General features: G+C 52.0%; 19 protein-coding genes and 1 tRNA gene. 6 read left to right on the top strand and 14 right to left on the bottom strand.

Features of this window, described 5'->3' with window-relative positions; all coding sequences use genetic code 11:
* Positions 1-135: 135 nt before the first annotated feature.
* The 4 genes from yghU to GOB58_RS06485 all read right to left on the bottom strand — a co-directional run bounded on the left by yghU (position 136) and on the right by GOB58_RS06485 (position 3,765).
* Complete coding sequence (gene yghU / locus GOB58_RS06500) at positions 136-1,011, bottom strand: glutathione-dependent disulfide-bond oxidoreductase (protein WP_173559641.1); 876 nt, start codon at positions 1,009-1,011, stop codon at positions 136-138.
* Positions 1,012-1,155: 144 nt separating this feature from the next.
* Positions 1,156-2,097 carry an AEC family transporter gene (locus GOB58_RS06495; protein ID WP_086636118.1) on the bottom strand — a complete coding sequence of 314 codons (942 nt, stop codon included), beginning with the start codon at positions 2,095-2,097 and terminating at the stop codon, positions 1,156-1,158.
* A 340-nt stretch (positions 2,098-2,437) separates the two neighbouring features.
* Positions 2,438-2,513, bottom strand: a tRNA-His gene (locus GOB58_RS06490).
* A 79-nt stretch (positions 2,514-2,592) separates the two neighbouring features.
* On the bottom strand, positions 2,593-3,765 hold the full coding sequence (locus tag GOB58_RS06485) for an aminotransferase (RefSeq protein ID WP_086636117.1): 1,173 nt from the start codon (positions 3,763-3,765) through the stop codon (positions 2,593-2,595).
* Positions 3,766-3,997: 232 nt separating this feature from the next.
* Between GOB58_RS06485 and GOB58_RS06480 the strand changes: the two genes are divergently transcribed.
* Together GOB58_RS06480 and glnA are read left to right on the top strand one after the other, a co-directional pair.
* Positions 3,998-4,336 (top strand): P-II family nitrogen regulator, encoded by a 339-nt coding sequence (locus GOB58_RS06480; RefSeq protein ID WP_086553987.1) that lies wholly within the window; start codon positions 3,998-4,000, stop codon positions 4,334-4,336.
* 118 nt (positions 4,337-4,454) lie between these two features.
* Positions 4,455-5,900: a type I glutamate--ammonia ligase gene (gene glnA / locus GOB58_RS06475; RefSeq protein WP_086553988.1), complete on the top strand. Its 1,446-nt coding sequence runs from the start codon at positions 4,455-4,457 to the stop codon at positions 5,898-5,900.
* A 68-nt stretch (positions 5,901-5,968) separates the two neighbouring features.
* Here glnA and GOB58_RS06470 read toward each other — a convergent pair whose 3' ends face one another.
* Positions 5,969-7,087: an aldose epimerase family protein gene (locus tag GOB58_RS06470; RefSeq protein ID WP_173559640.1), complete on the bottom strand. Its 1,119-nt coding sequence runs from the start codon at positions 7,085-7,087 to the stop codon at positions 5,969-5,971.
* 442 nt (positions 7,088-7,529) lie between these two features.
* Between GOB58_RS06470 and rpoH the strand changes: the two genes are divergently transcribed.
* The gene (gene rpoH, locus GOB58_RS06465) at positions 7,530-8,417 is read left to right on the top strand and encodes an RNA polymerase sigma factor RpoH (RefSeq protein WP_086553989.1); all 888 of its coding nucleotides are present in this window, start codon (positions 7,530-7,532) and stop codon (positions 8,415-8,417) included.
* 71 nt (positions 8,418-8,488) lie between these two features.
* Here the strand turns inward: rpoH and recJ are convergent, their stop codons facing one another.
* The 5 genes from recJ to GOB58_RS06440 form a co-directional block, all read right to left on the bottom strand.
* Complete coding sequence (gene recJ, locus GOB58_RS06460) at positions 8,489-10,312, bottom strand: single-stranded-DNA-specific exonuclease RecJ (protein WP_173559639.1); 1,824 nt, start codon at positions 10,310-10,312, stop codon at positions 8,489-8,491.
* Between the two features lie 34 nt (positions 10,313-10,346).
* A complete protein-coding gene (gene glpX / locus GOB58_RS06455) occupies positions 10,347-11,345 on the bottom strand; it encodes a class II fructose-bisphosphatase (RefSeq protein ID WP_086636115.1) in 999 nt (332 codons plus the stop codon).
* A gap of 46 nt (positions 11,346-11,391) precedes the next feature.
* Positions 11,392-12,711, bottom strand: a complete 1,320-nt coding sequence (locus tag GOB58_RS06450; protein ID WP_086553992.1) for a homoserine dehydrogenase — start codon at positions 12,709-12,711, stop codon at positions 11,392-11,394.
* Complete coding sequence (locus tag GOB58_RS06445; protein WP_086553993.1) at positions 12,708-13,943, bottom strand: LL-diaminopimelate aminotransferase; 1,236 nt, start codon at positions 13,941-13,943, stop codon at positions 12,708-12,710. The genes GOB58_RS06450 and GOB58_RS06445 overlap by 4 nt, the downstream gene beginning before the upstream one ends.
* Positions 13,944-14,090: 147 nt before the next feature.
* On the bottom strand, positions 14,091-15,020 hold the full coding sequence (locus tag GOB58_RS06440; RefSeq protein WP_265792923.1) for a hypothetical protein: 930 nt from the start codon (positions 15,018-15,020) through the stop codon (positions 14,091-14,093).
* Between the two features lie 244 nt (positions 15,021-15,264).
* Between GOB58_RS06440 and GOB58_RS06435 the strand changes: the two genes are divergently transcribed.
* From GOB58_RS06435 to GOB58_RS06425, 3 genes are read left to right on the top strand one after another with little or no spacing between them, the layout of a single operon-like run.
* Positions 15,265-15,957 (top strand): ATP-dependent Clp protease proteolytic subunit, encoded by a 693-nt coding sequence (locus GOB58_RS06435; protein ID WP_173559719.1) that lies wholly within the window; start codon positions 15,265-15,267, stop codon positions 15,955-15,957.
* A gap of 14 nt (positions 15,958-15,971) precedes the next feature.
* Positions 15,972-16,112, top strand: a complete 141-nt coding sequence (locus GOB58_RS06430) for a hypothetical protein (RefSeq protein ID WP_158092781.1) — start codon at positions 15,972-15,974, stop codon at positions 16,110-16,112.
* Positions 16,096-17,112: a ferritin-like domain-containing protein gene (locus GOB58_RS06425; protein ID WP_173559718.1), complete on the top strand. Its 1,017-nt coding sequence runs from the start codon at positions 16,096-16,098 to the stop codon at positions 17,110-17,112. The genes GOB58_RS06430 and GOB58_RS06425 overlap by 17 nt, the downstream gene beginning before the upstream one ends.
* Before the next feature lie 66 nt (positions 17,113-17,178).
* On the opposite strand, the gene GOB58_RS06420 is transcribed toward GOB58_RS06425, so the two are convergent.
* From GOB58_RS06420 to hslO, 4 genes are all read right to left on the bottom strand, one after another.
* A complete protein-coding gene (locus GOB58_RS06420; RefSeq protein WP_173559638.1) occupies positions 17,179-18,279 on the bottom strand; it encodes a S1C family serine protease in 1,101 nt (366 codons plus the stop codon).
* A gap of 145 nt (positions 18,280-18,424) precedes the next feature.
* A complete protein-coding gene (gene hrpB, locus GOB58_RS06415; protein ID WP_173559637.1) occupies positions 18,425-20,980 on the bottom strand; it encodes an ATP-dependent helicase HrpB in 2,556 nt (851 codons plus the stop codon).
* Positions 20,981-21,061: 81 nt separating this feature from the next.
* Positions 21,062-22,006: an RAD23 family protein gene (locus GOB58_RS06410; RefSeq protein WP_173559636.1), complete on the bottom strand. Its 945-nt coding sequence runs from the start codon at positions 22,004-22,006 to the stop codon at positions 21,062-21,064.
* 139 nt (positions 22,007-22,145) lie between these two features.
* Positions 22,146-23,099, bottom strand: a complete 954-nt coding sequence (gene hslO / locus GOB58_RS06405) for an Hsp33 family molecular chaperone HslO (protein ID WP_086553998.1) — start codon at positions 23,097-23,099, stop codon at positions 22,146-22,148.
* Positions 23,100-23,111 lie beyond the last annotated feature (12 nt).

Raw genomic sequence — 23,111 nt, 5'->3', positions numbered from 1 at the left:
ATACTCCTGATTGAAAGAAAGAACGTCGCTACGATCTATCCCATGGCGCAGGATAAAAAAAGGACACAGACGGTACTTTATTTCATTTCTATGGTTAAGTGCAGGTTTGGTTATAGTGTCTGCGCCTGGCAGCACTTAGCTGCCTGATGTGAGCTTATCAGCGGTTTTCGTCTCAAAATCTGAGGCATCATGCCGTTCATGAAGCTGTGTGGCAGGGTCGCCAAAAGTGCGGTTGACCATGCGGCCACGCTGCACCGCCGGGCGCTGAAGTAACTGATCAGCCCAGCGCTTTACGTGGTGGTAGTCATCAACGCTCAGAAAATGGGCGGCATTATAAAGCCAGCCTTCGACCAGCCCGCCATACCACGGAAAAATGGCCATATCGGCAATGCTATACTCATGTCCTGCAACAAAGGGGTGGTCGGCAAGCTGACGGTTAAGCACATCAAGCAGTCGCTTGGTTTCCATAGCGAAGCGGTCAATTGCATATTCAATTTTGACTGGTGCATACGCGTAAAAATGCCCGAAGCCACCACCAACAAAAGGCGCGCTTCCCATTTGCCAGAACAGCCAGTTCAGGCATTCTGTGCGCTGTGAGGGGGACGCAGGTAAAAAGGCACCAAATTTCTCAGCAAGATATAAAAGGATAGAACCTGATTCAAAAACCCGCTGAGGTTCGGCTCCGCTGTGATCAACCAGGGCCGGAATTTTTGAATTGGGGTTAGCTGCAACAAATCCGGAGCTGAACTGGTCACCCTGGCCGATGTTAATCAGCCAGGCATCGTATTCAGCGCCTGTGTGCCCGGCTGCCAGCAGCTCCTCAAGCAGAATGGTGACCTTAACGCCATTAGGTGTACCAAGCGAGTAGAGCTGGAGCGGGTGCTTGCCAACGGGGAGTGCTTTATCGTGGGTTGCACCGGCAACTGGTCGGTTGATGGCTGCATATTTCCCCCCGGTATTTTTATTCCATTTCCAGACGTCCGGGGGGGTGTAGGTGTCGGGCTGTTTCATAAAAAATACCTTTCACGGTGTGTTGTTGCACAGAAAGCGGTGAAGCAGACGGGTATAGCAACACTAACGCAGAAATTGTGTAATCTATTTTAATTCCTTTGTTTGCCAGGAACCGGAATAAGGTTGTGCAGGGCCGGCGGGCTGTTACAGCCAGGCGCTTAACAGTACAGCTGCAGGAATGGCCACAATCATCCCCACTGTTGTCACCAGCATGATACTCGATGTTTCAGCCTGGCATTTGCCATATTGCTGAGCAAATAAGACAGACGGTGTTGAAGTTGGCATGGCGCTGGCCACAAAGGTTGCCTTTGCCATAGTACTTTTAAGTCCCCATGCTTTAATAAACACGAAGAAGAGCAACGGCTGAAAGATAATGCAGGTTGCAGAGCCGAAAATAACTATTTTTGATGTCAGGTTAACAGGGAAAGAGGACAGGGTGAGGCCGCAGGCAAAGATGGCAACCGCAGCGGCACAAACGGCAAGAGGCTTAAGTGTTGATATCGTGATATCGGGTAATGTTATGCCTGAAACGGAGATGACCGCACCGAGTACAGGTGCCCATACCAGCGGGTTTTTAAGAGTGTCTTTTAATATGGTGCTGATGGAGGCAGCCTGGCCTTCTGCCATGCTGGCTGACTGAAGCATAAAGACAGCGACTGAGACCTGCACAAGGTTTGTAACAAGTGCGGCCAGCCCGACAACACCACTTCCTGTTTGCAGGCCATAAATTGGTACAAGTACGGTCAGGCCATAAATGGGAGCAGCTGTTGAACTGACTGTATAACCGAGCAGAATGGCTTCAGTTTTGCCAAACTTTTTCATTCGTAAAATCAGGTAGCTTGCTAAAAAAAACAGGGAGTAACCCAGAACCATAATGACGATAACGGGGCCCTGCTGAAGTAACAGAGACTTGTTAAATTGTGCCATGCCAAGAAACAAAGCCACAGGTAACGCATAACGCAGGGCAAGGCGACTGAAGCCTTTTGTCTGGTGTGCGTCAAAATCTTTGTTCCTGCCGGCACAGTAACCAAGTGCGATAATAAAAATAACCGGAGCAATCGCACTAATCATGATGCTGGCGTTCATGATAGTCCCTTTCTGTGATGGTTCACGTTTGTCAGGGTTACATGACACAGGATAAAGGGGAAAATTATGGCAGAAATGACAGTGCAGGTATGTTATTGCACCTGGGGTGTTACGTATTCAGACCCGTAACTTCCTTTTGAAATGCAGTGGCTCAATGGTCACTTCTGACTATAAGGTTGCTTCGCGCCTAACAAAATGTCCCGGCGTTTTTCGTTACGGGTAGCTTTCGCTATGCCAGCGTCATGCTCACCCCTGGCACACTGCCTGGGTATGACGCACGGCTAAAGCTCTATTACGCCTGGCTCTGGCAACGCATTGATTTTCAAGGGAAATATCAAGCTGGGGCGAATGACGGGGCTCGAACCCGCGACAACCGGTACCACAAACCGGCGCTCTACCAGCTGAGCTACATCCGCCACACAGCTTGATGCCGTCATTTAGAGAAGGTACGGGCGTCCGTCAATCCATAACTGACATAATCCTGAAGAAAATTTTTCAACGCTGTTTCTGCCAGGTTTCTATACGGCTCAGTGCATCACGCAAAACCTGCTCCTGCTTGCAAAATGCAAAGCGGAGAAGGTGCGCAGGCGGTGTGCCGTTAAGCTGACTGTAAAAAGCTGAGGCTGGTATGGTTGCAACCCCGGCTTCAATGGTCAGAGTTTTTGCAAATGTCATGTCATCTTCACCACGAGCCAGAGGTGAAATATCAGCGATGACAAAATAGCTGCCGTGGCAGGGGAGCACATCAAGGCCGAGTTTGCGCAGCCCGTCCGAAAGGAGGTCGCGTTTGCCCGCAAAGTCCGCAGCTATTTGTGTAAAATAATCTGTGTCTTTGCGCAGCCCGGCAGCGACAGCCCGCTGAAGGTTGGGAGCCGTTGCAAAGACAAGATTCTGATGCGCTTTGGCAATGACGGATGCTATCGGAGCCGGAGCTGTGACATATCCGACTTTCCAGCCGGTCATTGAAAAACTTTTGCCTGCACTGCCAATGCGAATGCACCGCTCGCGCATGCCGGGTAACGTCATAAGCGAGATATGCTTTGCGCCAAAAGTCAGGTGTTCATACACCTCGTCACATAACGCATAAGCATCGTGCTCTCTGAGCAGGCCGGCAATGAAAGACAGCTCATCGTGAGTGAAGACTTTGCCGGTGGGATTCATAGGCGTGTTGAGCAGGATGGCTTTGGTTCGGGCAGAGAAAGCATCGGCCAGAGCCTGACGAGGAAGGGTCCAGTCCGGATGTTCGAGTCGAACCAGGCGTGGAACCCCGCCAAGCTGAAGCACGACAGGCAGATAGGTGTCATAGAGGGGTTCTATCAGAACGACCTCATCGCCTGGCTCAATCAGGGCCATAAGGGAGGCAGCAAGTGCCTCGGTTGCTCCTGATGTCACCACTACTTCTGTGTCAGGGTTAATGTTAAGTCCCTGAAAACGCCTGTTCGATTCGGCAACGGCCTGGCGCAGTTCCGGCAGGCCGGTCAGTGGTGCGTACTGGTTTTGACCGTCGAGCAGAGCGTTCACAGCTGTCTGCACAATGTCCTGCGGGCCTTCAGTGTCAGGAAAACCCTGACCTAAGTTGATGGCATTGTGCTCACGTGCAAGCGCAGACATCACTGTGAAAATCGTTGTGGGTAGTGCTTCAAGCTGCTGGTTGAGGGGTTTTGTCATGTGCAGATTCGCTTTCTTTTCGAAAAACAGAAATCATAAAAATGATTTAATATCATTGTATTAATAAGGGTATTGGTGCTTTATCGATATTATTGCTTCTAAGCCCGATTGCTCCTGCGGCCAACCCGTGCCAGTTTGTCACTGCTCGGCCCCGGGTTACTGTTGCCTGAGGACAGGGTTGCATAAAAGATGGACCCTGACAGAGAGCGCCGTGATATAGTGACGATGTGATATGAAAAAGATCGAAGCCATCATAAAGCCTTTTAAGCTCGACGAAGTGAAGGAGGCTCTTCACGAACTCGGGTTGCAGGGCATTACCGTGATCGAAGCTAAAGGTTTTGGCCGGCAGAAAGGCCACACCGAGCTTTATCGTGGCGCCGAATATATTGTTGATTTTCTCCCCAAGATAAAAATTGAGATCGTCTGCCCCGCCAGTCTGGCAGAACGGGCGATTGAAGCCATATCTGCTGCGGCTCGTACGGGGCGGATCGGTGACGGTAAGATCTTTGTGATGCCGGTTGATGATGTGGTACGGATTCGTACGGGAGAAAGAGGAGAAGACGCTATCTGATGTCAGGAAAAAGCAGAGAGCGCTGACCCTGACAGCAACGTTTCAGGACGTGTATTTGATAGTTTTCAGTCATGCCGGTATCTCCGGTTTGCAACAGATGGTTTAAAGTGAGGAAAGAATGGTTAAAAAGACAGCATCTTCCGGCGATGCAAAAGCCGCAGCAGTTAAGCGGGTTTTTGATCTTATTAAAGAGCATTCTGTAGAGCTGGTTGATCTGCGCTTCACAGATCCGCGCGGTAAATGGCACCACACAACACAGTATGTGACCACAATTGAAGATGAAACCTTTGTTGAAGGCTTCATGTTCGATGGCTCCTCTATCGCTGGCTGGAAAGCGATTAACGAGAGCGACATGGTTCTGCTGCCAGATCCTGAAACAGCTGTAATGGACCCGTTCTCAGCCCGTCCTCAGCTGATTCTGTTCTGCGATATTATCGAGCCATCAACCGGGCAGCCTTACAACCGTGACCCACGTTCAACAGCAAAGCTGGCTGAACAGTATCTGAAGGCTTCTGGCCTGGGTGATACCGCATTCTTCGGTCCTGAAGCAGAATTTTTCATTTTCGACAACGTGCTGTTTGGCACAGGCCCGAACTATGGTAAATTCCAGCTCGACAGCATTGAAGGTCCTGGCGCTTCTCTGAAAGAATATCCTGAAGGCAACATGGGTCATCGTCCTGGCCAGAAGGGTGGTTACTTCCCGGTTGCACCAGTTGACAGCGAAGCTGACCTGCGCGCTGAAATGCTCGCCACTATGGGTGAGATGGGTCTGCCGATTGAAAAGCATCACCACGAGGTTGCACAGTCTCAGCATGAGCTGGGCACGAAGTTCGACACGCTGGTGCGTTCTGCTGACTTCATGCAGATCTATAAATACTGTATCCACAATGTTGCTCAGTCTTATGGCAAAACAGCAACCTTCATGCCAAAGCCAATTTATGGCGATAATGGCTCAGGTATGCATGTTCACCAGTCTATCTGGAAAGACGGCAAGCCAACATTTGCTGGCAACGGTTATGCAGACCTTTCTGACACAGCCCTGTATTACATCGGCGGTATCATTAAGCATGCAAAAGCACTCAATGCTTTTACTAACCCGTCAACTAACTCTTACAAGCGTCTGATCCCAGGGTTTGAAGCTCCTGTGCTGCTGGCTTACTCAGCCCGCAACCGTTCAGCATCCTGCCGTATCCCATACGCAACCAACCCTAAAGCTAAGCGGGTTGAAGTGCGTTTCCCTGATCCGACAGCAAACCCATACCTCGCATTCTCTGCCATGCTGATGGCTGGTCTTGATGGTATCAAGAACAAAATTCACCCTGGTGATGCGATGGACAAAGATCTGTATGATCTGCCACCAGAAGAACTGAAGCAGATTCCAACAGTTGCAGGCTCTCTGCGTGAAGCTCTTGAAGCTCTGCAGGCTGATCATGAGTTCCTGCTGGCTGGTGGCGTGTTCACCAAAGACCAGATCGAAAGCTATATCAACATCAAGTGGGAAGATGTGTATCGCTTTGAACACACACCTCACCCTGTTGAGTTCGAAATGTACTACTCAGTCTGATTTTTATCAGAGTGATGAGCTAAAAGGCGCGCCCTCTGTTTCAGGGGGCGCGTTTTTTATTGATGGCCTTATGGTGCGGCGGTCTGAAATCTGAAAACAGTTGTCTGATCATATTCCTGTCCGGGTAGCAGCGTCGTTGTCGGAAAGCTCGGATGATTAGGTGAATCAGGGTAGTGCTGCGTTTCGAGTGCGACACCATCTGTCTGACGATATGCCCGTCCCGAAGGCCCGGCATAGGCACCATTGAGTGAGTTGCCGGTGTAAACCTGCATAGCGGGTTGTGTGGTCAGAACAGTCAGAGAACGGCCTGACTGTGGGTCACTGAGTATTGCGGCCTCGCGGAGTGTTTTGCCGTCATAGCCGTCGATAATCCAGTTATGATCATAGCCGCGCGCCTGTAGCATCTGCTGGTCGTTGCTGCGTAAAAAATCTCCGATGGCGTGCATTGCTCTGAAGTCAAAGGGTGTTTGCGCAACCGGACTGATTTGCCCGGTCGGAATACCGTTTGCATCAGTCGGGGTAAAAAGGCTGGCGTTAATTTTTAACCGGTGGTTTGCGACCGAGCCTGACCCTTCTCCAGCAAGATTAAAATAGCTGTGATTTGTCAGGTTAATAACTGTCGGTTTGTCAGTCGTGGCATGATAGTGAATGTGCAGCTGGTTATCATCATCCAGAATATACCGGACTTTGACCTGTAACTTGCCGGGAAAGCCTTCTTCACCGTCAGCACTGGTCAGGGTGAGTTCTGCTCCTGTTGCCTGTTTCAGGCCAGAGAGTGGCTGCACATACCAGAGTTTTTTATTAAAACCCGTATTGCCGCCGTGGAGTGTATTGGGCGGAAGGTTTATCGGCGTGTGATAGGTTTTATCTTCAAGCACAAACGTGCCCCGGGCAATACGGTTAGCATAGCGCCCTATCAGGGCACCAAAACATATATTGGCTTCGGCATCTTTTTTGCTGTACCCCTCAAGGTCTGAAAAGCCGAGAACCACGTTATCTGTTTTGCCGTTTTTGTCTGGTACTTTTATGGCGGTGATAATCCCCCCGTAAGAGATGAACTGTACTTCCATCCCGTTTTTGTTGTGCAGGGTATAAAGTTCAACAGTTTCACCTGATGGCAGAGCACCATAAGATTCTTTTTTTAGTGTTTGGGTCATGACAGGCAGGGGAGATAAGAGACTGATCATTACAGACCCCGATATAAGAAGTTTTGTTGCTGTATAGTGCAGAATATTTTCTGATTTATCAGAAAATATGAAGCGGGGAATAAATGAAAAATATGTAAAAATACTTAAAAAATTTCTCGTCTTATTTGGAAAAGACAGATTATTTAATGGTGGGGAATATACCAGACCTCCCTTCGGATGTGCTGATACTTTCTGAGAGAGTTTTCTTGACACGTCCATGATTCAGAGTCATCCTTTTCAGCCATCCCGGTGTGTTGTTAAAGAAGCCGGAAGATGGACGCCTGATCCCCTCAGACCGCCCATACGGGGGTGAAGGGGAGAGAGACGTAAATAATGTCTACTTTTGACTGAGGCTTGCCTCTTTTAGCGTTATGCTACCGGGAGAAAAAATATACCTGGTAGTAGAAACAGGGAGTTTTCAGGTCAAGGGAGTACTGGTTCGATGGTGTCTTCTGTTGTTAATGTTGGTCCTGAAAATAACTTATCAAGGTATTTTCAGGAAATTCGTAAATATCCTATCCTCTCCCCCGAAGAGGAACTTCGCCTGTCCTATCTCTGGAAAGATAAAGGGGACGTGAAGGCTGCACATAAACTTGTCACATCACATCTGCGGCTTGTTGCAAAAATTGCCATGGGTTACCGCGGGTATGGTTTGCCGATGAATGAGCTTATCAGTGAAGGCAATGTTGGTATGATGCAGGCCGTTAAACGGTTTGATCCCGACAAAGGCTTCCGTCTGGCAACTTATGCTATGTGGTGGATCAGAGCCGCTATTCAGGAATATATTCTGCACAGCTGGTCTCTGGTTAAAATGGGTACGACCGCGGCACAGAAAAAACTGTTCTTTAATCTCCGTCGCCTTAAAGGGCAGATGCAGGCAATTGAAGACGGTGATCTGCAGCCTGAGCAGGTTGATAAAATTGCTGCAACGCTTGGTGTGTCCGAGCAGGATGTTGTGAGCATGAACCGCCGTATGTCTGCACCTGACCACAGCCTGAATGCGCCAATGCGTGCGGATGAGGCCGGGGAGTGGCAGGATCGTCTGGTTGATGAGCAACATAACCAGGAAGAAGTTTACGCAGAGAATGAGGAGCTTTCAGGTCGAAAAGCTTTGCTGGCAACTGCTCTTGCAACGCTGAATGAGCGTGAACGGCATATTTTCAGCGAACGTCGCCTGAAAGATGAGCCGACAACGCTTGAAAATCTTGCCCTTGAATATTCGATTTCGCGTGAGCGTGTAAGGCAGATCGAGGTACGTGCTTTTGAAAAAGTACAGCTTGCAATGAAGAAAGAAGTTGAAGCCCGCCGTGAGCAGGAACAACAGCAGTAAGTAAAAGCAGGTTTTATTCAAATGTCAGGATAAGGGAGGTTCAGCCTCCCTTTTTTGTTTGAGCTCAGGCTTCAGGCTAAAGCAACGTCCTGAATAAAGAACGTGGCGTCCGTACGGTCGCGCCATGTTTCTGAGCGCAGATATCCGGCGATGTGCAGCAAAGGGCGGGTTGAATCTTCAAGGATTTCTGTCAGAGGGCTTTTATCAGCACGGAAGATAAGGGCTTTAAGCCGTCCCCCCTCTGTGCCACGCAAAAACAGGCGCAATGTGTTTTTATCCGCGCCGATACGATCTGATTTAGTAATATGTACGCCTGATAATGCAATCAGAGGCTCGGCATTGCCCGTGCCAAACGGAGCAAGCAGGGTCATTTGTTCGGCCAGCTCAACAGTTGCTCCGGCCGGAGAGAGCGTGATGTCCACTTCAAGGTCAACCGTTTCGGGTAGTGCTGCCGCTGTTGCGAGACGCTCTTCTAAAAAGGTATGAACCTGCGCCATATTCGCTTCAGGGAAAGAGAAGCCGGCTGCCATAGCGTGTCCGCCACCTGTTGTAAGCAAACCGCTCTGGCGGGCCGCTATGATGGCTGTGCCGAGGTCAATGCCAGGCACAGAACGACCTGAACCTTTAACAGCGCCATCATCCTGCACGGTACCAACCAGAACAGGGCGGTTAAACTGTTCTTTAATGCGCCCTGCGACAATGCCTGCAACGCCCGGGTGCCATGCTTTACTGGCAAGCAGAATAACGGAGTGACCTGCTTCACGCTGTTCAGTGGCCAGCTGCAGGGCATGGTCAAGAATATCTGCTTCAATGGTCTGACGGTTGCGGTTTACACCGTCCAGCCGTTCGGCCATGACACGTGCTTCGTGCGGGTCTTCACAGCGCAGCAGTTTTAAGCCAAGCGTGGCTTCAGCAATGCGCCCCCCTGCGTTAATACGTGGCCCCAGAGCAAACCCGCATGAAAACGCATCCGGCGCGCGGGTAACCCCGGCAACATCAAGTAAGGTAGCCAGACCAGTGCGTTGCCGGCGCGCCATAACTTTAAGACCCTGTGCGACAAAAGCCCGGTTCAGGTCACGCAGGGGCATGACGTCGCATATGGTGGCCAGAGCCACCAGGTCAAGCTGGCGCATAAGGTCTGGCTCAGGGTGAGTTTTGAACCAGTCCGCTTCGCGGAGTTTCTTCTGTGTCGCGATGAGAGAGAGGAACGCGAGTGCTGCGGCGCAAATATGCTTCAGGCCAGAGGCACAGTCAGGACGGTTGGGGTTAACTGTTGCCAGAATGTCGGGCAGGGCATCCTCAGACTTATGATGGTCGAGAACAATAATATCAGCCCTGTCAGTAACCTGATTGAGAATATCAGCCGCTGCTGTGCCGCAGTCAGCGCAGATGATAAGCGTCGCACCCTGTTCAGCCAGTTTTTCAAGGGCTGGCACGTTAGGGCCATAGCCTTCGGTCATTCTGTCCGGGATATGGGTATGAACAGTGCAGCCCAGCTCTTCAAAAAAAGAGGCCAGAATAGCTGAAGAGCACGCACCATCTACGTCATAGTCACCAAATACGCCGACGGTTTCATGCTGCATGGCTGCCTTCGCCATGCGGGCCGCAGCGGGCTCCATATCCTGTAGCTTACTCAGGTCTGGCAGAGCCGTTTTAAGGCGGGGGGTAAGGAATAAACTCAGTGTTTCAGGTGTAAGCCCGCGTAAAGCAAGGAGACGCCCTATAATTTCGGGCAGGCCTGCCTGCCTGGCAATGCTGGCCCCCATACGTATGACATCAGGGTTATCTGCTCCCTGCCTGTAAAGCCATCTGCGTCCGGAGACGCTGCTTTCAACCCCCAGAACAGTATGATGCGCTGAGGGTGTCTGGTCTTTGGTCAGGCAGGGAGAGGTCATAACGTGTTAAGTATACTCTTTATAAAGAGGTGGGTTATTTAGGAAGCCAGGTTTTTGTATTGAAGTTGTGATGACCTTCAATAAACCGGATTGTACCCGATTTTGAGCGCATAACGAGCGAATGCGTTACAGCATGTGTTGTGTAGTGGCGAATGCCGCGCAGCAATGTGCCGGAAGTAACCCCGGTTGCTGAAAACAGAACCGACCCGGCTGCCATGTCATGCAGGCCAAGTTTACGGTCAGGGTTTTTACCCGGGTTCATTGTTCTGGCACGTTCGCGCTGTGCATCATCTTCAAATAAAAGACGGGCCTGCATCTGTCCGTTAGCACAGCGCAGAGCTGCCGCGGCCAGTACGCCTTCAGGGGCTCCGCCTGAGCCGGCATAGATATCAACCTGGCTTGTGTCCATACAGGTTGCAATAACTGCCGCAACATCACCATCGCTTAACAGGCGCACGCGTGCACCGGCCTCGCGGGTTTTTGCAATCAGCTCTTCGTGGCGTTCACGGTCAAGCGTGCACAGAACGATTTCTTCAATAGGTTTATTTTTAGCTTTTGCCAGGTTGCGCAGGTTGGCCGCGATAGAGGAATCGAGGTCAACCACGCCTTCAGGCAGGTTTGAACCAACAGCAATTTTGTCCATATAGACATCAGGTGCGTGCAGGAAATTACCTTTTTCGGCCAGTGCCACAACCGTAATGGCATTGGGCATATCTTTGGCGCACAGGTTCGTACCCTCAAGCGGATCAACGGCTATATCCATTGCCGGGCCACCTGAGCCGACTTTTTCACCAATGTAGAGCATTGGTGCTTCGTCCATTTCGCCTTCACCAATGACAACGGTGCCATCAATGGCTACCGTGTCAAAAGCTGTGCGCATACCCTCAACGGCAGCATCATCAGCTTCATTTTTTTTGCCGCGACCCGTCCAGTGAGACGAGGCAAGAGCTGCGGCTTCGGTAACGCGCACCAGTTCGAGTGCCAGGTTGCGGTCAGAAACAACAAACCTCTTAGCGTCCTGTGAGTCGGGCATAAAAATTCCTTCCTGATTATACAGAGGGTATCAGAGTTTAAGCCACTTAGTCAGTTTCGATACGAATGACGACAGGAGAGGCTGTCACAACGCTGAGAGCTTTGATGCGTGTAACAGCGTCCTGCATAGCGGCTTCAGATGTCTGATGAGTGACCAGAATCAAAGGCACATGAGGTGTTGTTTCGTTTCTGGCTGGGGTGGGTTGCAGCATACTGCGAAGTGAAACCCCACAGTCGCGTAGTACGGCGGAAACATCGGCAATAACGCCGGGGCGGTCTTCCACCAGCAGGCGCAGGTAGAAAGCCCCTTTGCCGGCTGAAAGTGGCAGTGCCTGAAGGGCAGGCTTGTCAGAATGTTCGACACCCCAGACAGAGACTGTCTTGCCGCGTGCAATATCAATCAGATCGGCGGTGACAGCGCTGGCTGTCGGGCCGGCACCGGCGCCGCGTCCTTCAATCATAAGGCGACCGGCAAAGGCACTTTCTGTCACGACAGCGTTAAAAACACCGTCAACCTGAGCAATGGGAGCATCTTCCCTGACAAGACATGGTGTTACGCGGGCTTCAAGCCCGTCTTCACGCAGGCTGGCCAGCCCCAGCAGCTTGATGCGGTAGCCCAGTTTGCGTGCGAAATCGAGATCAGCTGAGCCAATCTGGCGAATGCCCTCAACGTGAAGGCTGTCAAAAACAACAGGCTGACCAAAGGCGAGACCTGCCAGAATAGCCAGCTTATGGGCAGCATCCCAGCCATCAACGTCTGTTGACGGGTCAGCCTCAGCGTAGCCCAGTTTTTGCGCATCAGCCAGAACGGTTGCAAAATCCTGCCCGGTTTCACGCATGACGGTCAGAATGTAGTTGCAGGTGCCATTAAGGATACCGCCAATGCGTTCAAGGCGGTCAGCAGCAAGCCCCTCTCTGACAGTTTTAATGGCAGGGATACCACCCGCAACAGCAGCTTCGAAAAGCAGAGGTGCGGCATTGTCAGCGCTCAGTTTTGCCAGTGCCGGCCCATGTAGTGCGAGAAGCGCTTTATTGGCGGTAACAACAGGTTTGCCAGCTTTCAGCGCGGCTTCAACCAGTGTTCTGGCGGTGCCTTCAGCACCACCAATAAGCTCAACAATAACATCAACTTCAGCATCATTTACGAGGTCAGCTGCGTTATCATACCAGCGCAGGGTATCAAGGCATATGCCGCGGTCCTGTTTGCGGTTGCGCGCACTGACAGCCACAACTTTTAAAGCCCGGCCGGCACGTGCGCTGATCAGATCCGCATTAGCTTCAATCAGTTTAATGACGCCTGCGCCGACTGTACCCAGCCCTGCAATACCAAGACGAAGAGGAGAAGAAGAAGAAGATAAAGCACTCACGACCTGGCGGGCTCCGGCTTGCTGGTGGAGGGAGAAGAAGCGGGTTGTTTTACACCATGTGCAGCAAGAAAGCCACGAATGGCCCGTGTTGCCTGGCGCAGGCGATGGGTGTTTTCGACCAGGCCAATTCTGACAAAGCCTTCACCATATTCACCAAAACCCAGGCCTGGCGCTACGGCAACGCCTGCTTCTTCAAGCAGAAGTTTAGAGAAGGCAACGCTTCCAAGATCACGGAATTTTTCGGGAATAGGCGCCCACGCGAACATTGATCCTTCCGGAGAGGGGACATCCCAGCCGGCAGCATGCAGGCCGCGAATCAGAACGTCGCGGCGTTCTTTATAAAGCGCACGAATTTCACTTACGCAGTCCTGCGGGCCGTTAAGGGCCGCGACAGCAGCAACCTGAATGGGGGTGAAGGCACCATAATCCAGGTAGGATTTGATGCGGGTCAGGGCCGCGACCAGGCGTTCATTCCCTGCAGCAAAGCCCATACGCCAGCCAGCCATAGAGTAGGTTTTGGAGAGCGAGGTAAATTCAACGGCGATATCTTTGGCGCCTGGTACAGCCAGAATCGAAGGAGGGACCAGATTGCCAAAATAGATCTCTGCGTAGGCCAGGTCAGAGAGAATATAAATCTCATGTTTTCTGGCAAACGCTACGAGTTCTTTATAAAAATCGAGGTCAGCCAGGTAAGCCGTCGGGTTTGACGGGAAATTTACAATCAGAGCTGTTGGTTTAGGCACTGAATGTCGCACGGCACGGTCAAGTGCGCTGAGCATGTTGTCGTCAGGTGTTGCCGGAATAGAGCGTACTGAGGCCCCTGCAATCATAAAGCCAAACTGATGAATGGGGTATGACGGGTTCGGCACCAGAATAGTGTCACCAGGACTGGTGATGGCTGACGCCAGATTAGCCAGCCCTTCTTTCGAACCCAGAGTTGCAATCACTTCGCGTTCAGGGTCGAGTTTGACATTAAAACGGCGTTCATAATAGCCGGCCAGTGCGCGGCGCAGGCCCGGAATGCCTTTACTGACCGAATAACGGTGCGAGCGGGCATCCTGCACTGTTTCGATCAGTTTTTTAACAATGTGAGGTGGGGTGGGGCTGTCAGGGTTACCCATGCCCAGATCGATAATATCTTCACCTCTGGCCCTGGCCGCCGCCTTCGCCTGGTTAACTGAGGCAAAAACATACGGGGGCAGGCGGCGGATACGATGGAATTCTTCGGTCATGGACGGCAAATATCCGAGGTGAGGATGCGGGCAGAGCCCGCCTGGTTACGAGACAGGTCATAGTAGTGGCAGAAACGGATGAGGCAACTCCCCTTAAGGGCTTCTTATATTACTTTTTACTATAGATTTGTTATGGCGAGACTGTGTTCATGGTGTGGTTGATACATGAGCACCGCTGCCAAAAGACTCAGCGCGAATATGAATAGCATTAGCAGGTACGTGCAAAGCTATAAGCTGGCTGGCTACACGCTGGGCCCGAAGCAGCCCGAGCTGGACAGCATCGGCCTGGTCACTGGCACTCAGCGAGATGGAGCTGCCGGATGCCCGGACATAGAACGGTCCCTGAGGGGTTTTGCCAACAAGCTTGATCAGCGCAGAATCCTGCCCGGCAGAAAGCTGGTCAGAGCCGGGCATAAAGTGCAGGGCTGTGCCTGTCGGGTCAGCCAGATCATAGTCCGGGGTTTTTTCGTCCGGTATCAGCGCATCTGAGGGAACATTAATCCCTGCTACAGAGGGTACCGCCGGAGGCGCTTCCGCAATCTGTGGCAGGTCGCTGTCAGCCACGGGCAGCGCCTGCGCCTTGCCTGTGACTTCAGGCATGGCAAGTTCTGCTTCCTGTTGTGGTGCGGCAGGGGCTTTGCTCTGGGGAGCTGATGTTTTTTTTGCCTCAGTTTGCGGCGGCGCGGTTGCGGCATCCATCACGGCACCATTTTGCCCTTCAGCCAGTGCCGGAGCTGCAGAGTTTTTAGAGGATGTCAGTCTGGCTGAGGGAGGAGGAGGGATGTCAGGTGTCAGTGTGCCATTGGCGGCTTCGGTGCGGTGTGTCAGGTTTTTGTCACGAATAAGCTGTTCGGTCAGCAGAGCACGCGCTTCAGGTGATGGCATGGGCGGGACAGTTGTCGGGACGAGACCAACATTCGGATAGGGCTCATTGGCTCCTGGCGGCGGTGGCCTTTGTGTTGCGATAATTCCCCCTCGCATTTTTTGTGTCCAGTCAAGGCTGTTATCCACAAAGTCCTTATGGTTGTTGCTGCACCCGTTCAGCAGCAGGCCACCCGCCGCGAAAAGCAGCTGCACCGGCAGTCTTGTAGCCTTGCAGGGTAAACAGGTCAGAACACTCTGTTTCAGATTTCTGAACTGCCGGGAACATACATTAGGCATGTGGGTGCAGATACTCCGTTGTAAACACTGTCTGTGGCTATCCTAGCTGCTTCTCAGCCTGGTGGCGAGATCATCTGTGCAGGGAGTTTTCTTTTACGTTATTGCTGTCCTGTTACTTTTGCCACTTGGCACAGGCGCAGAGCAGGGGCAGGATGTAGCCATGACACATGATACAAATGATGCGGAGACAGGTATGACGGGTATTTTCTCCCGCGACATGATCAGACTTGATGATGAGGAGCCCGATGCTCCTGATACCCCTGAAACACCAGGCGGGTCTGAGAAAGAAACGCAGAAACCTCAGGCCGCAGAGCTTGAGGAAAAGTTATTTAAGCAGAGAAAAGTGCTTATTTTTGGCGGTATTAACGACAAAATAGCACGTGACGTAACTGGCAGATTGCTTGCGCTTGCAGGTGAGTCTGACAAGCCGATTGATGTTTATGTGAACTCTCCCGGAGGGCATGTAGAGAGCGGTGATACGATTCACGATATGATTCGTTTTGTCGATTCGGTGGCGCCGGTGAACATGATTGGCACAGGCTGGGTTGCTTCGGCTGGTGCCCTTATTTTTGCGGCCGGGCACAAAGACCGTCGTTTCTGTTTACCTAATACGCGCTTCCTGTTGCATCAGCCCATGGGCGGTGTAAGAGGTCCGGCAACTGATATTGATATCGAGGCACGCGAAATTATTAAAATGCGCGAGCGTCTTAACAGGTTGTTTGCGCGTGAAACCGGTCATTCTTACGAAAAAATTTCGAAAGATACAGATCGTAATTACTGGATGTCTGCACAGGAAGCGATTGATTATGGTCTGGTGACCAGAATTATTTCGAAATTGTCTGATATTCATTAAGTTCTGGCTTCGGTATGGCTTTTCTGATTCTCAGAATCAGAAAAGCCAGTAATTTACTACTCCCGGGCAGTTTTCTGGCTTTGCGGCGTTTTGCTCTGTGTTTTGTCAGAAAAGCCCTTAGCGAACGGGCGTTATATGATGAACTCTCTTTCTGATATTTATACAAAATTACCTGACAGAATTGATGATCTGCCAGTTCCTCCTGATTCAGCCGCTGTTGTCAAAGCAGATTATCAGGCCCGGCACTGGGTGAGCGCACATCGCGGACCTCTGGTTCCAGGTTCTGCTGAACACAAGCAGGCTATGGCGCAGATGTTTCGTGATACGTTTAATCCCTATAAGCCATCAGTCATTGACTGGCCGAAGCTTGACCCTGAAACACTCAGGCGTGTGACCTCTCTGCCTATCTGGGATATTGCTGTGCAGACTGAGGGGAAAGCACGGCTGCGTATGGCAGCTTATGCCAGTCTGGTTGATGATCCGGATATCAGAGATGCGATTTCGCGTAATGCCTGGGAAGAGAATCGTCATAAAGAAGTTCTGAGCAAACTTGTTGCGGCCTATAATATTCCTATGGCTCCGGAGCCGCCGTATATCGAGCCCAAAGATGCTGAGTGGGCATATATGGTCACAGGCTTCTCTGAGTGTGTGGACAGTTTTTTTGCTTTTGGGTTATTTGAACTGGCAAAGCGTTCAGCTTTTTTCCCACCGGAGCTGATTGAGACGTTTGAGCCGGTTATGCAGGAAGAATGCAGGCATATTTTATTATTTGCCAACTGGCTGGCCTGGTATCGTGCTGTTTTACCGTGGTACCGTCGCCCTTATTTCGAGCTTAAGGTTGTTGCGGTCTGGCTTTTCCTTATTTATGAGCGGTTAACTCTGGTTAAAACGGTTGATGACAAGGGTGAAGTACATACACAGGATAATAATTTTACAGTTACCGGTACAAAAGAGATTTCCAGTATTGATCTGAATTTGCCTGATTTTATGGCGTTATGTATCGAGGAAGATGACCGTCGTTTTTCCGGTTATGACCCTCGTCTGCTCCGCCCTAAAGCAGCACCACGACTGGCAAAAGCGATTTGTACGGCAGGTCGTACATGGCAGTTTGTCCGTGGTATTGTAAGTGCTGTGCGCCATAAAGACCGGCCATAAAGTCTGTATGTCATGGCGCTGCTGTTTTGCAGTGCCATGACATTGCTCTCCGGCTGGAAAAGAGAGCTAATCCTCAGAAACCGGGCGATGTCCCACATGCAGCGTTAAAGTGACAGGTTTGTTCCTGCGGGTAACTGAAATCTGCACGTCCGTATTAGGCTGAGCTGCCGCGATGGCACGAATCAGGATGCGTGCTGAGCTGATACTGTCTTTGTTGATTTTTGTTATAATGTCACCGCGCAGCATGCCGCTTTTGGCAGCAGGCCCGTTTCTGTCGACCTCTACAACCTTTGCGCCATCACGTGAGGGAGTATCTTCAAGGGTTGCTCCCATCCATCCGCGGTCAATGTGACCATAGCGGCGCAGTGCCTCGACAACAGGGATGACTATTTCTGACGGAATAGAAAAGCCAATTCCTACCGACCCGCCTGTAGGTGACACAATGGCCGTATTAAGTGCAATGACCTGACCGGCCAGGTTGAATGTGGGGCCACCTGAATTACCAGGATTAATCGGGGCATCAAGCTGTAAAAAATCATCAAACGGGCCGGTGCCTATATCGCGCCCGCGTGCGGAAACAATGCCTGCTGTGACGGATGACCCCAGACCAAAAGGATTACCTGCAGCGAGAATCCAGTCTCCTACCTGTACCTGACGGCTATCGCCCCATTCCAGGTAAGGGAGGGTATGCTGTGTTTCAATTTTTATCACAGCGATATCTGTCAGTTTATCAATGCCGACGAGGCGTGCGGTATATTCATTACCGTTAAGCAGCGAGACGGTAATAGTGTCAGCATCATCAACAACGTGACCATTAGTGACGATTAACCCGCTTGGATCAAGGATGAACCCTGAGCCGGCTTCAAGAATATTATTGCCATGTTTGCGCATGCGTTCGCGCAGGCGGTGTTCAAGAGGTGTCCCTTTAATAGTGCTCGGTAATTTTTTTTGCGCGGAAGAATCAGAGCCACGCGTCACGGCAATGTTGACAACTGCAGGCACAACTTTTTTGACAAGGGGGGCAAAAGAGCCTGTGCCAGGTGGTTGTACAATAGGCTGAGCCGGAGGGATGTAAGTCGGCTGTGCTCTGGCACGTAATGTGATCCAGCCTGCGCTGACGGCAAGGGTAGCAAGGCAAACTGCCGAACAGCGTAAGAAAAGCTTCATGATCTCAGTATCAGTTTTTTTAAAACAGTCATCTCAGCTCCATTTTTACAGCTGTCAGCGCAATGAACCAGCAAAACATCAAAACATGTGTTTTTTGGTTTGTCACTGTGACATTGCACAGACAGGTGAGCGCAGGTTCTTAGTATTATCTGCCTGAGCTTCGCTTTGCTTTTGGCTGTGCCGGGGCAAGGGCCGGGTTTTCTGGCCACTCATGTTTTGGGTAGCGGCCTCGCATATCCCGCCTCATGTCCAGCCAGCCATTTTTCCAGAAATTTTCCAGGTCAGCCGTAATAGCCTGTGGTCTGCCAGCGGGTGAAAGCAGCGCCAGGCGAAGAGGAACGAGGCCTGATGCGAGTTGTGGTGTCGCTGTTGTGCCATAAAAAACCTGAGCTCTGGCTGAGGCCACAGGCACGGGCTGGGTATAATCAACAGCGGCGCTCCCGCCTGGAAATGTCAGCTGTACAGGCAGGTGCGTATCCAGCCAGCGGGTGCGTGCATAGCCCAGGTAAGTGCGCAGAAGCTGGGAGAGGTCCAGTTCTTTCAGAGCCGTTACTGAGGTTATATTATCCATCCAGGGGGCAAGCCACTCTTCCATCCCGGCAGCAAGAGCTTCTGTCGAAAAATCGGGCCATCCCTCTTCACTGGTGTTGCCTGCTGCGGGAAGGTTACGCGCCAGTTCAACGCGCGCCTGAAGCTGACGGGCGGCATCTGTCCAGCCAAGTGTTGTGTCTGGTGCTGCTTTAGCCTGTTGGAGAAGGAGAGCCGCAGCATTGGCGGTATCAACTTTTTCGGTGATATCTTTAAGGATCAGGCAGCCTATGCGCGTGCGTCTGCGGGCAAGAATAGCACCCGAAACAGGGTCAAGCGTGGTTTCAACCTGTTCTTTTGTGCGTGCCAGTAAAGCAGGTGGTAACGCGTCAGGGTCAAGCGGGGCAGCCAGACGAATTTCAGCCGATGTGCGCAAATGAAGACCTGCTACAGCCAGGAGTTTTTTTTCGGCCAGTGTGTCATCGCGCCGTAGTTTTGCATTGTTGCCACCTGACAGACGAAAGCTCCCGGCTTCTCCGCGTGAGAGGGCCACCCGGTCAGGAAAGCCAGCGGCCAGAAGAGCCGCGGGGTCACCTTGTGCTGCATGCCCGGGCCGAAGCCCCAGGCGGGTACGAAAACGATTTGCTGTTTGCCTGATCGCTGCGAGTGCTGCCCGGTCTGCCTGGGGGTGGTCATGGCCTGCAATCAGGTCAAGGCGCAGAGAAATATCTGAGAGTGCCGGCGTGGGAGGGCCACTACGGCCGCTTGTTACAGGGCGCAGGGGGTCACGCTCCTCCAGCAAAGCAGCAATATCGGCGGCAAGAGCCATCTCTTCTCTGGTTCTGGCGGCCAGCATCATTGCAGCCAGGCGCGGGTGCGTGCCCAGGCCAGCCATTTTGCGCCCCAGGCTGGTAATCGTTTTATCGTCATTGAGTGCACCAAGCAGCATAAGCAGCTGCGTTGCTGTTGCGACAGCACTGCCAGGAGGCGCATCAGGCAGGGGCAGGGATGATGTCGTGTCGCCGGTTGTATCAGCCCACAATGTGGTGGAGAGGACAAAATCAGATAAATCAGATTCGAGAATTTCAGGACGGTCATGCTGAGGCAGTCCGCGCTCAGTTGCGGCTGTCCACAGGCGAATGGCAATGCCAGGCGCTTCACGGCCGGCACGGCCGGCACGTTGTCTGGCTGCTGCTTTTGAAATGCGCACAGTGGCGAGGCGTGACAGGCCAGCTCCGGCATCAAAGCGTGGGGCGCGGCGAAAGCCACCATCAATAACAACCCGCACACCCGGAACAGTCAGAGAGGTTTCAGCAATTGAGGTCGCAAGGATAACCCGTCTGGGGCCGCCTGGGTCAGGACGCAGCACGCGGTTTTGTTCAGCCGGAGGGAGCTCTCCATGCAGAGGTAATACAGCTGCTGCACAATTTTCGAGTAAAGCGGCTGTGCGTCGTATCTCTCCCTTTCCTGGTAAAAAGACGAGGATATTACTTTCAGTATCCGTGAGTGCCTGGCGGACCGCAGCTGCTGTGGCCGCCGGCAGGTCACGAATATGCGCAATATCACGTTTTGCATGCTGCACAGTAAGCGGAAAAATGCGCCCTTCACTGGTGATGACAGGAGCCTGCATCAGGGCTGTGAGCCGGTCTGTTTCAGCTGTGGCTGACATTGCAACAAGGCGCAGGTCAGGGCGCAGACTACGTTGCAGATCAAGGCAAAAAGCCAGAGCAAGGTCAGCTTCAAGGGAGCGTTCGTGTATTTCGTCGATGATGACGCAGGCAACCCCTTCAAGCATAGGGTCATTCAGTACCTGGCGTAAAAACAGCCCTTCCGTCAGCACTTCAATGCGTGTGCGGGCAGAGACTGCTGAATCGAGGCGCGTGCGATAGCCTGCAAAACCGCCGGCTTCCTCGCCCAGCAGGCTGGCAATGCGCTGGGCTGCAGCACGGGCTGCCAGCCTGCGGGGTTCGAGCATAATGACGCGGTCAGTTTCTTTGCGCCACGAAGCGCGGGCAAGCACGGGGGGAACAGTCGTGGTTTTACCGGCACCTGGCGGTGCGACCAGAATGGCTGATGTGCCCTGTTCCAGAGCATTATAAAGCTCTGGCAGAACATCGCGTATGGGCAGGGTATCTGCCACAGAGAACAGGGAGGAAGAAGCTGCTGCTGACATAAGTCAGTTATGGCAGACCTGTAGGGAACTGCAATCTCCTGATGCTATATCAGAGGATTGCAGTGTTGTCTTTTGCTTCGGTTACCCGGGTAATTTCAGGGTATGAGGAGGGGGGGACATAACCTTTGACTGAGTTGCGGTGCTGTCAGAAGAGGAGTCTTCGCCTGCAGGGAAGACCGCATCAGGTTCCGCTGACTGTGATGGTGTTTTTGTGGCGGAAGGCTGAGCAGCACTGTAACCTGTTATTGTTACAGGAGCATTGTCTGAGCTGGTTGCAGAAGGAATAGCTGATGCCCCTGTGGTGGTGGATACTGTAGCAGCTGAAGAGGCTGACTGCTGAGGTACAGTAACGGCTGCAGCTGGTGTGACAGATGAGTCCGTGGTTGCGGCTGGTGTGCTGCCTGGCTGGTCAAGGGACTGTGTTTGTACGGCTGAGTTGAGTGGTTTGCCGCCGCCATCGAGCATCCAGCTGGTCATTTTATGTTGCAGCTGATACTCCAGCTCAACATTCATATCCTGCATCATCTCTTTGGTCAGCGCATAGAGGTTAGCCGGTTTGTCTGCGTTGCCATCTGACAAATTTGGGCGCATTTGCCGGGTTACCTGCATGTCTGAGCTGGCAACAGTGAGGCCTTCAGGGTTGAGAATGGTGAGGCGTGTATTCATCTGTCCGGCCAGGTTGCCGCCGGCATTATTCAGGATAGACGCGCGCGAGATAATAAATTGCGCAACATCACCATTCGTTCCTACAGCGGCCAGTCTGTCCTGTGCCATCTGGCGTAAAGCCTGCGCAGGAGGAACAGGGGAAGATGCGGCAATATTACCCTCAACCGGGTTTTCTGTTGTCTGATCAAGAATATCAATGCGTGAAACATTGAGGTTGAGCCTGCTCAGATAAGAATAGTTCAGTGGGGTAAAAGCCTGTTCGGACTGCTTATCGTTTGCGCATCCTGACAGGAGCAGCACCGGAGAGGAAAGGATCGACATCGCCATTGACAGGCGGAGCAAACGGGAAAACGGCATCATGGCACGAACTTTCTTATAATCAGAATTCTGTCCAGGCTCGGGGTGTGTGTAAAAAATCGTTTCTTCACGACCCTGCCATTCATTGTGCGGCGGCAATCAGACTAACACAGATGGTGGCAGGGTAATGATGTCTTATCTGTCAGTCATTATCCTCTGAGCTGATGTCGTCTCGCTGAAAATGAAAGCTGATGTTACAAAATTCGCAGGTCATGGTAATCAGCCTGTCATCGAGCATCATGTGGTCGAGATCATCATCAGAAAAGTTCTGTAAAATTTCTGTCAGCCGGGCACGAGAGCAGCGACATCCATAAGCCAGAGCACGTGGCTGACCGATCTGCAGCCCTTCTGCGTGGAATAATCTGAACAGAAGTTCTCTGGGGGGCAGTGCATCGTCCAGGAGTTCGCTGGCTTTAAGGGTCGATGCCAGAATGGTGGCTGTGTTCCAGCTGTCATCTGGTGTGTCGTCGGTTTCAATATGAATACCACCGTCGTCAGCGAGCCGTTCAAGAATGAGCGCTCCGGTGCGCCATCCTGCATCAGTCAGCTCACAGTGCAGGCTGATCCAGCAGGCATGCTGCTCACTGGTTTTGAAGTAATGGCTGATCATATCAGTCAGGCTGTCGCCTGAGATATCGACAATACCCTGGTGACGTTCTGTTTCTGGCCCCTGATCAATCGTCAGTGCCAGGTAACCATCACCAGTCAGGTCGTAGTCAGATGGTTCTGGCTTTTCACTGAGCAGAGCTGTGACAGCCTCTTCATCCGCGCGAATATAAAAACGCAGCGCACCAGTGTTGGTACAGTCCGCGACCAGCAGGCTGACAGGACCATTGCCTTTGATTTGCAGAGAGAAAGAGCCCTGAAATTTAAGTGCAGAGGCAAGAGCTGCGACAACAGAGAGGGCTTTGCCGGCAAGGCGGGTAACAGCGGCATGGTGGTCATGGCGGGTTAGCATTACATCTGCCAGCACACCGGGGCGTACCAGCCTGCCACGAACCGGGCGCCCCTGAAGGTAGAAAGGGGTGACGCCGCCAGGCACAACCAGATCGGGCACATCGGGGCGCTGTCGATCAAGAAAAGCAGGGGTTTTCATAAAGAGCCTTAG

This window comes from Acetobacter thailandicus, assembly GCF_011516655.1.
In the GTDB taxonomy this organism is placed as follows: Bacteria; Pseudomonadota; Alphaproteobacteria; order Acetobacterales; family Acetobacteraceae; genus Acetobacter; species Acetobacter thailandicus.
Note: the sequence above shows the minus strand (reverse complement) of the source record. Positions and strands in the feature narration are given on the sequence as shown.

Excerpts from the sequence above, each read along its gene's own strand:
- hrpB (WP_173559637.1), bottom strand. The coding sequence starts at position 20,980 with ATGTCAGCAGCAGCTTCTTCCTCCCTGTTCTCTGTGGCAGATACCCTG.
- GOB58_RS06480 (WP_086553987.1), top strand. The coding sequence starts at position 3,998 with ATGAAAAAGATCGAAGCCATCATAAAGCCTTTTAAGCTCGACGAAGTG.
- GOB58_RS06470 (WP_173559640.1), bottom strand. The coding sequence starts at position 7,087 with ATGATCAGTCTCTTATCTCCCCTGCCTGTCATGACCCAAACACTAAAA.
- glpX (WP_086636115.1), bottom strand. The coding sequence starts at position 11,345 with ATGCCCGACTCACAGGACGCTAAGAGGTTTGTTGTTTCTGACCGCAAC.
- rpoH (WP_086553989.1), top strand. The coding sequence starts at position 7,530 with ATGGTGTCTTCTGTTGTTAATGTTGGTCCTGAAAATAACTTATCAAGG.
- GOB58_RS06410 (WP_173559636.1), bottom strand. The coding sequence starts at position 22,006 with ATGATGCCGTTTTCCCGTTTGCTCCGCCTGTCAATGGCGATGTCGATC.
- GOB58_RS06435 (WP_173559719.1), top strand. The coding sequence starts at position 15,265 with ATGACACATGATACAAATGATGCGGAGACAGGTATGACGGGTATTTTC.
- hslO (WP_086553998.1), bottom strand. The coding sequence starts at position 23,099 with ATGAAAACCCCTGCTTTTCTTGATCGACAGCGCCCCGATGTGCCCGAT.
- GOB58_RS06425 (WP_173559718.1), top strand. The coding sequence starts at position 16,096 with ATGAACTCTCTTTCTGATATTTATACAAAATTACCTGACAGAATTGAT.
- recJ (WP_173559639.1), bottom strand. The coding sequence starts at position 10,312 with ATGACCTCTCCCTGCCTGACCAAAGACCAGACACCCTCAGCGCATCAT.
- GOB58_RS06420 (WP_173559638.1), bottom strand. The coding sequence starts at position 18,279 with ATGAAGCTTTTCTTACGCTGTTCGGCAGTTTGCCTTGCTACCCTTGCC.
- GOB58_RS06430 (WP_158092781.1), top strand. The coding sequence starts at position 15,972 with ATGGCTTTTCTGATTCTCAGAATCAGAAAAGCCAGTAATTTACTACTC.
- GOB58_RS06495 (WP_086636118.1), bottom strand. The coding sequence starts at position 2,097 with ATGAACGCCAGCATCATGATTAGTGCGATTGCTCCGGTTATTTTTATT.
- yghU (WP_173559641.1), bottom strand. The coding sequence starts at position 1,011 with ATGAAACAGCCCGACACCTACACCCCCCCGGACGTCTGGAAATGGAAT.
- GOB58_RS06445 (WP_086553993.1), bottom strand. The coding sequence starts at position 13,943 with ATGACCGAAGAATTCCATCGTATCCGCCGCCTGCCCCCGTATGTTTTT.
- GOB58_RS06485 (WP_086636117.1), bottom strand. The coding sequence starts at position 3,765 with ATGACAAAACCCCTCAACCAGCAGCTTGAAGCACTACCCACAACGATT.
- glnA (WP_086553988.1), top strand. The coding sequence starts at position 4,455 with ATGGTTAAAAAGACAGCATCTTCCGGCGATGCAAAAGCCGCAGCAGTT.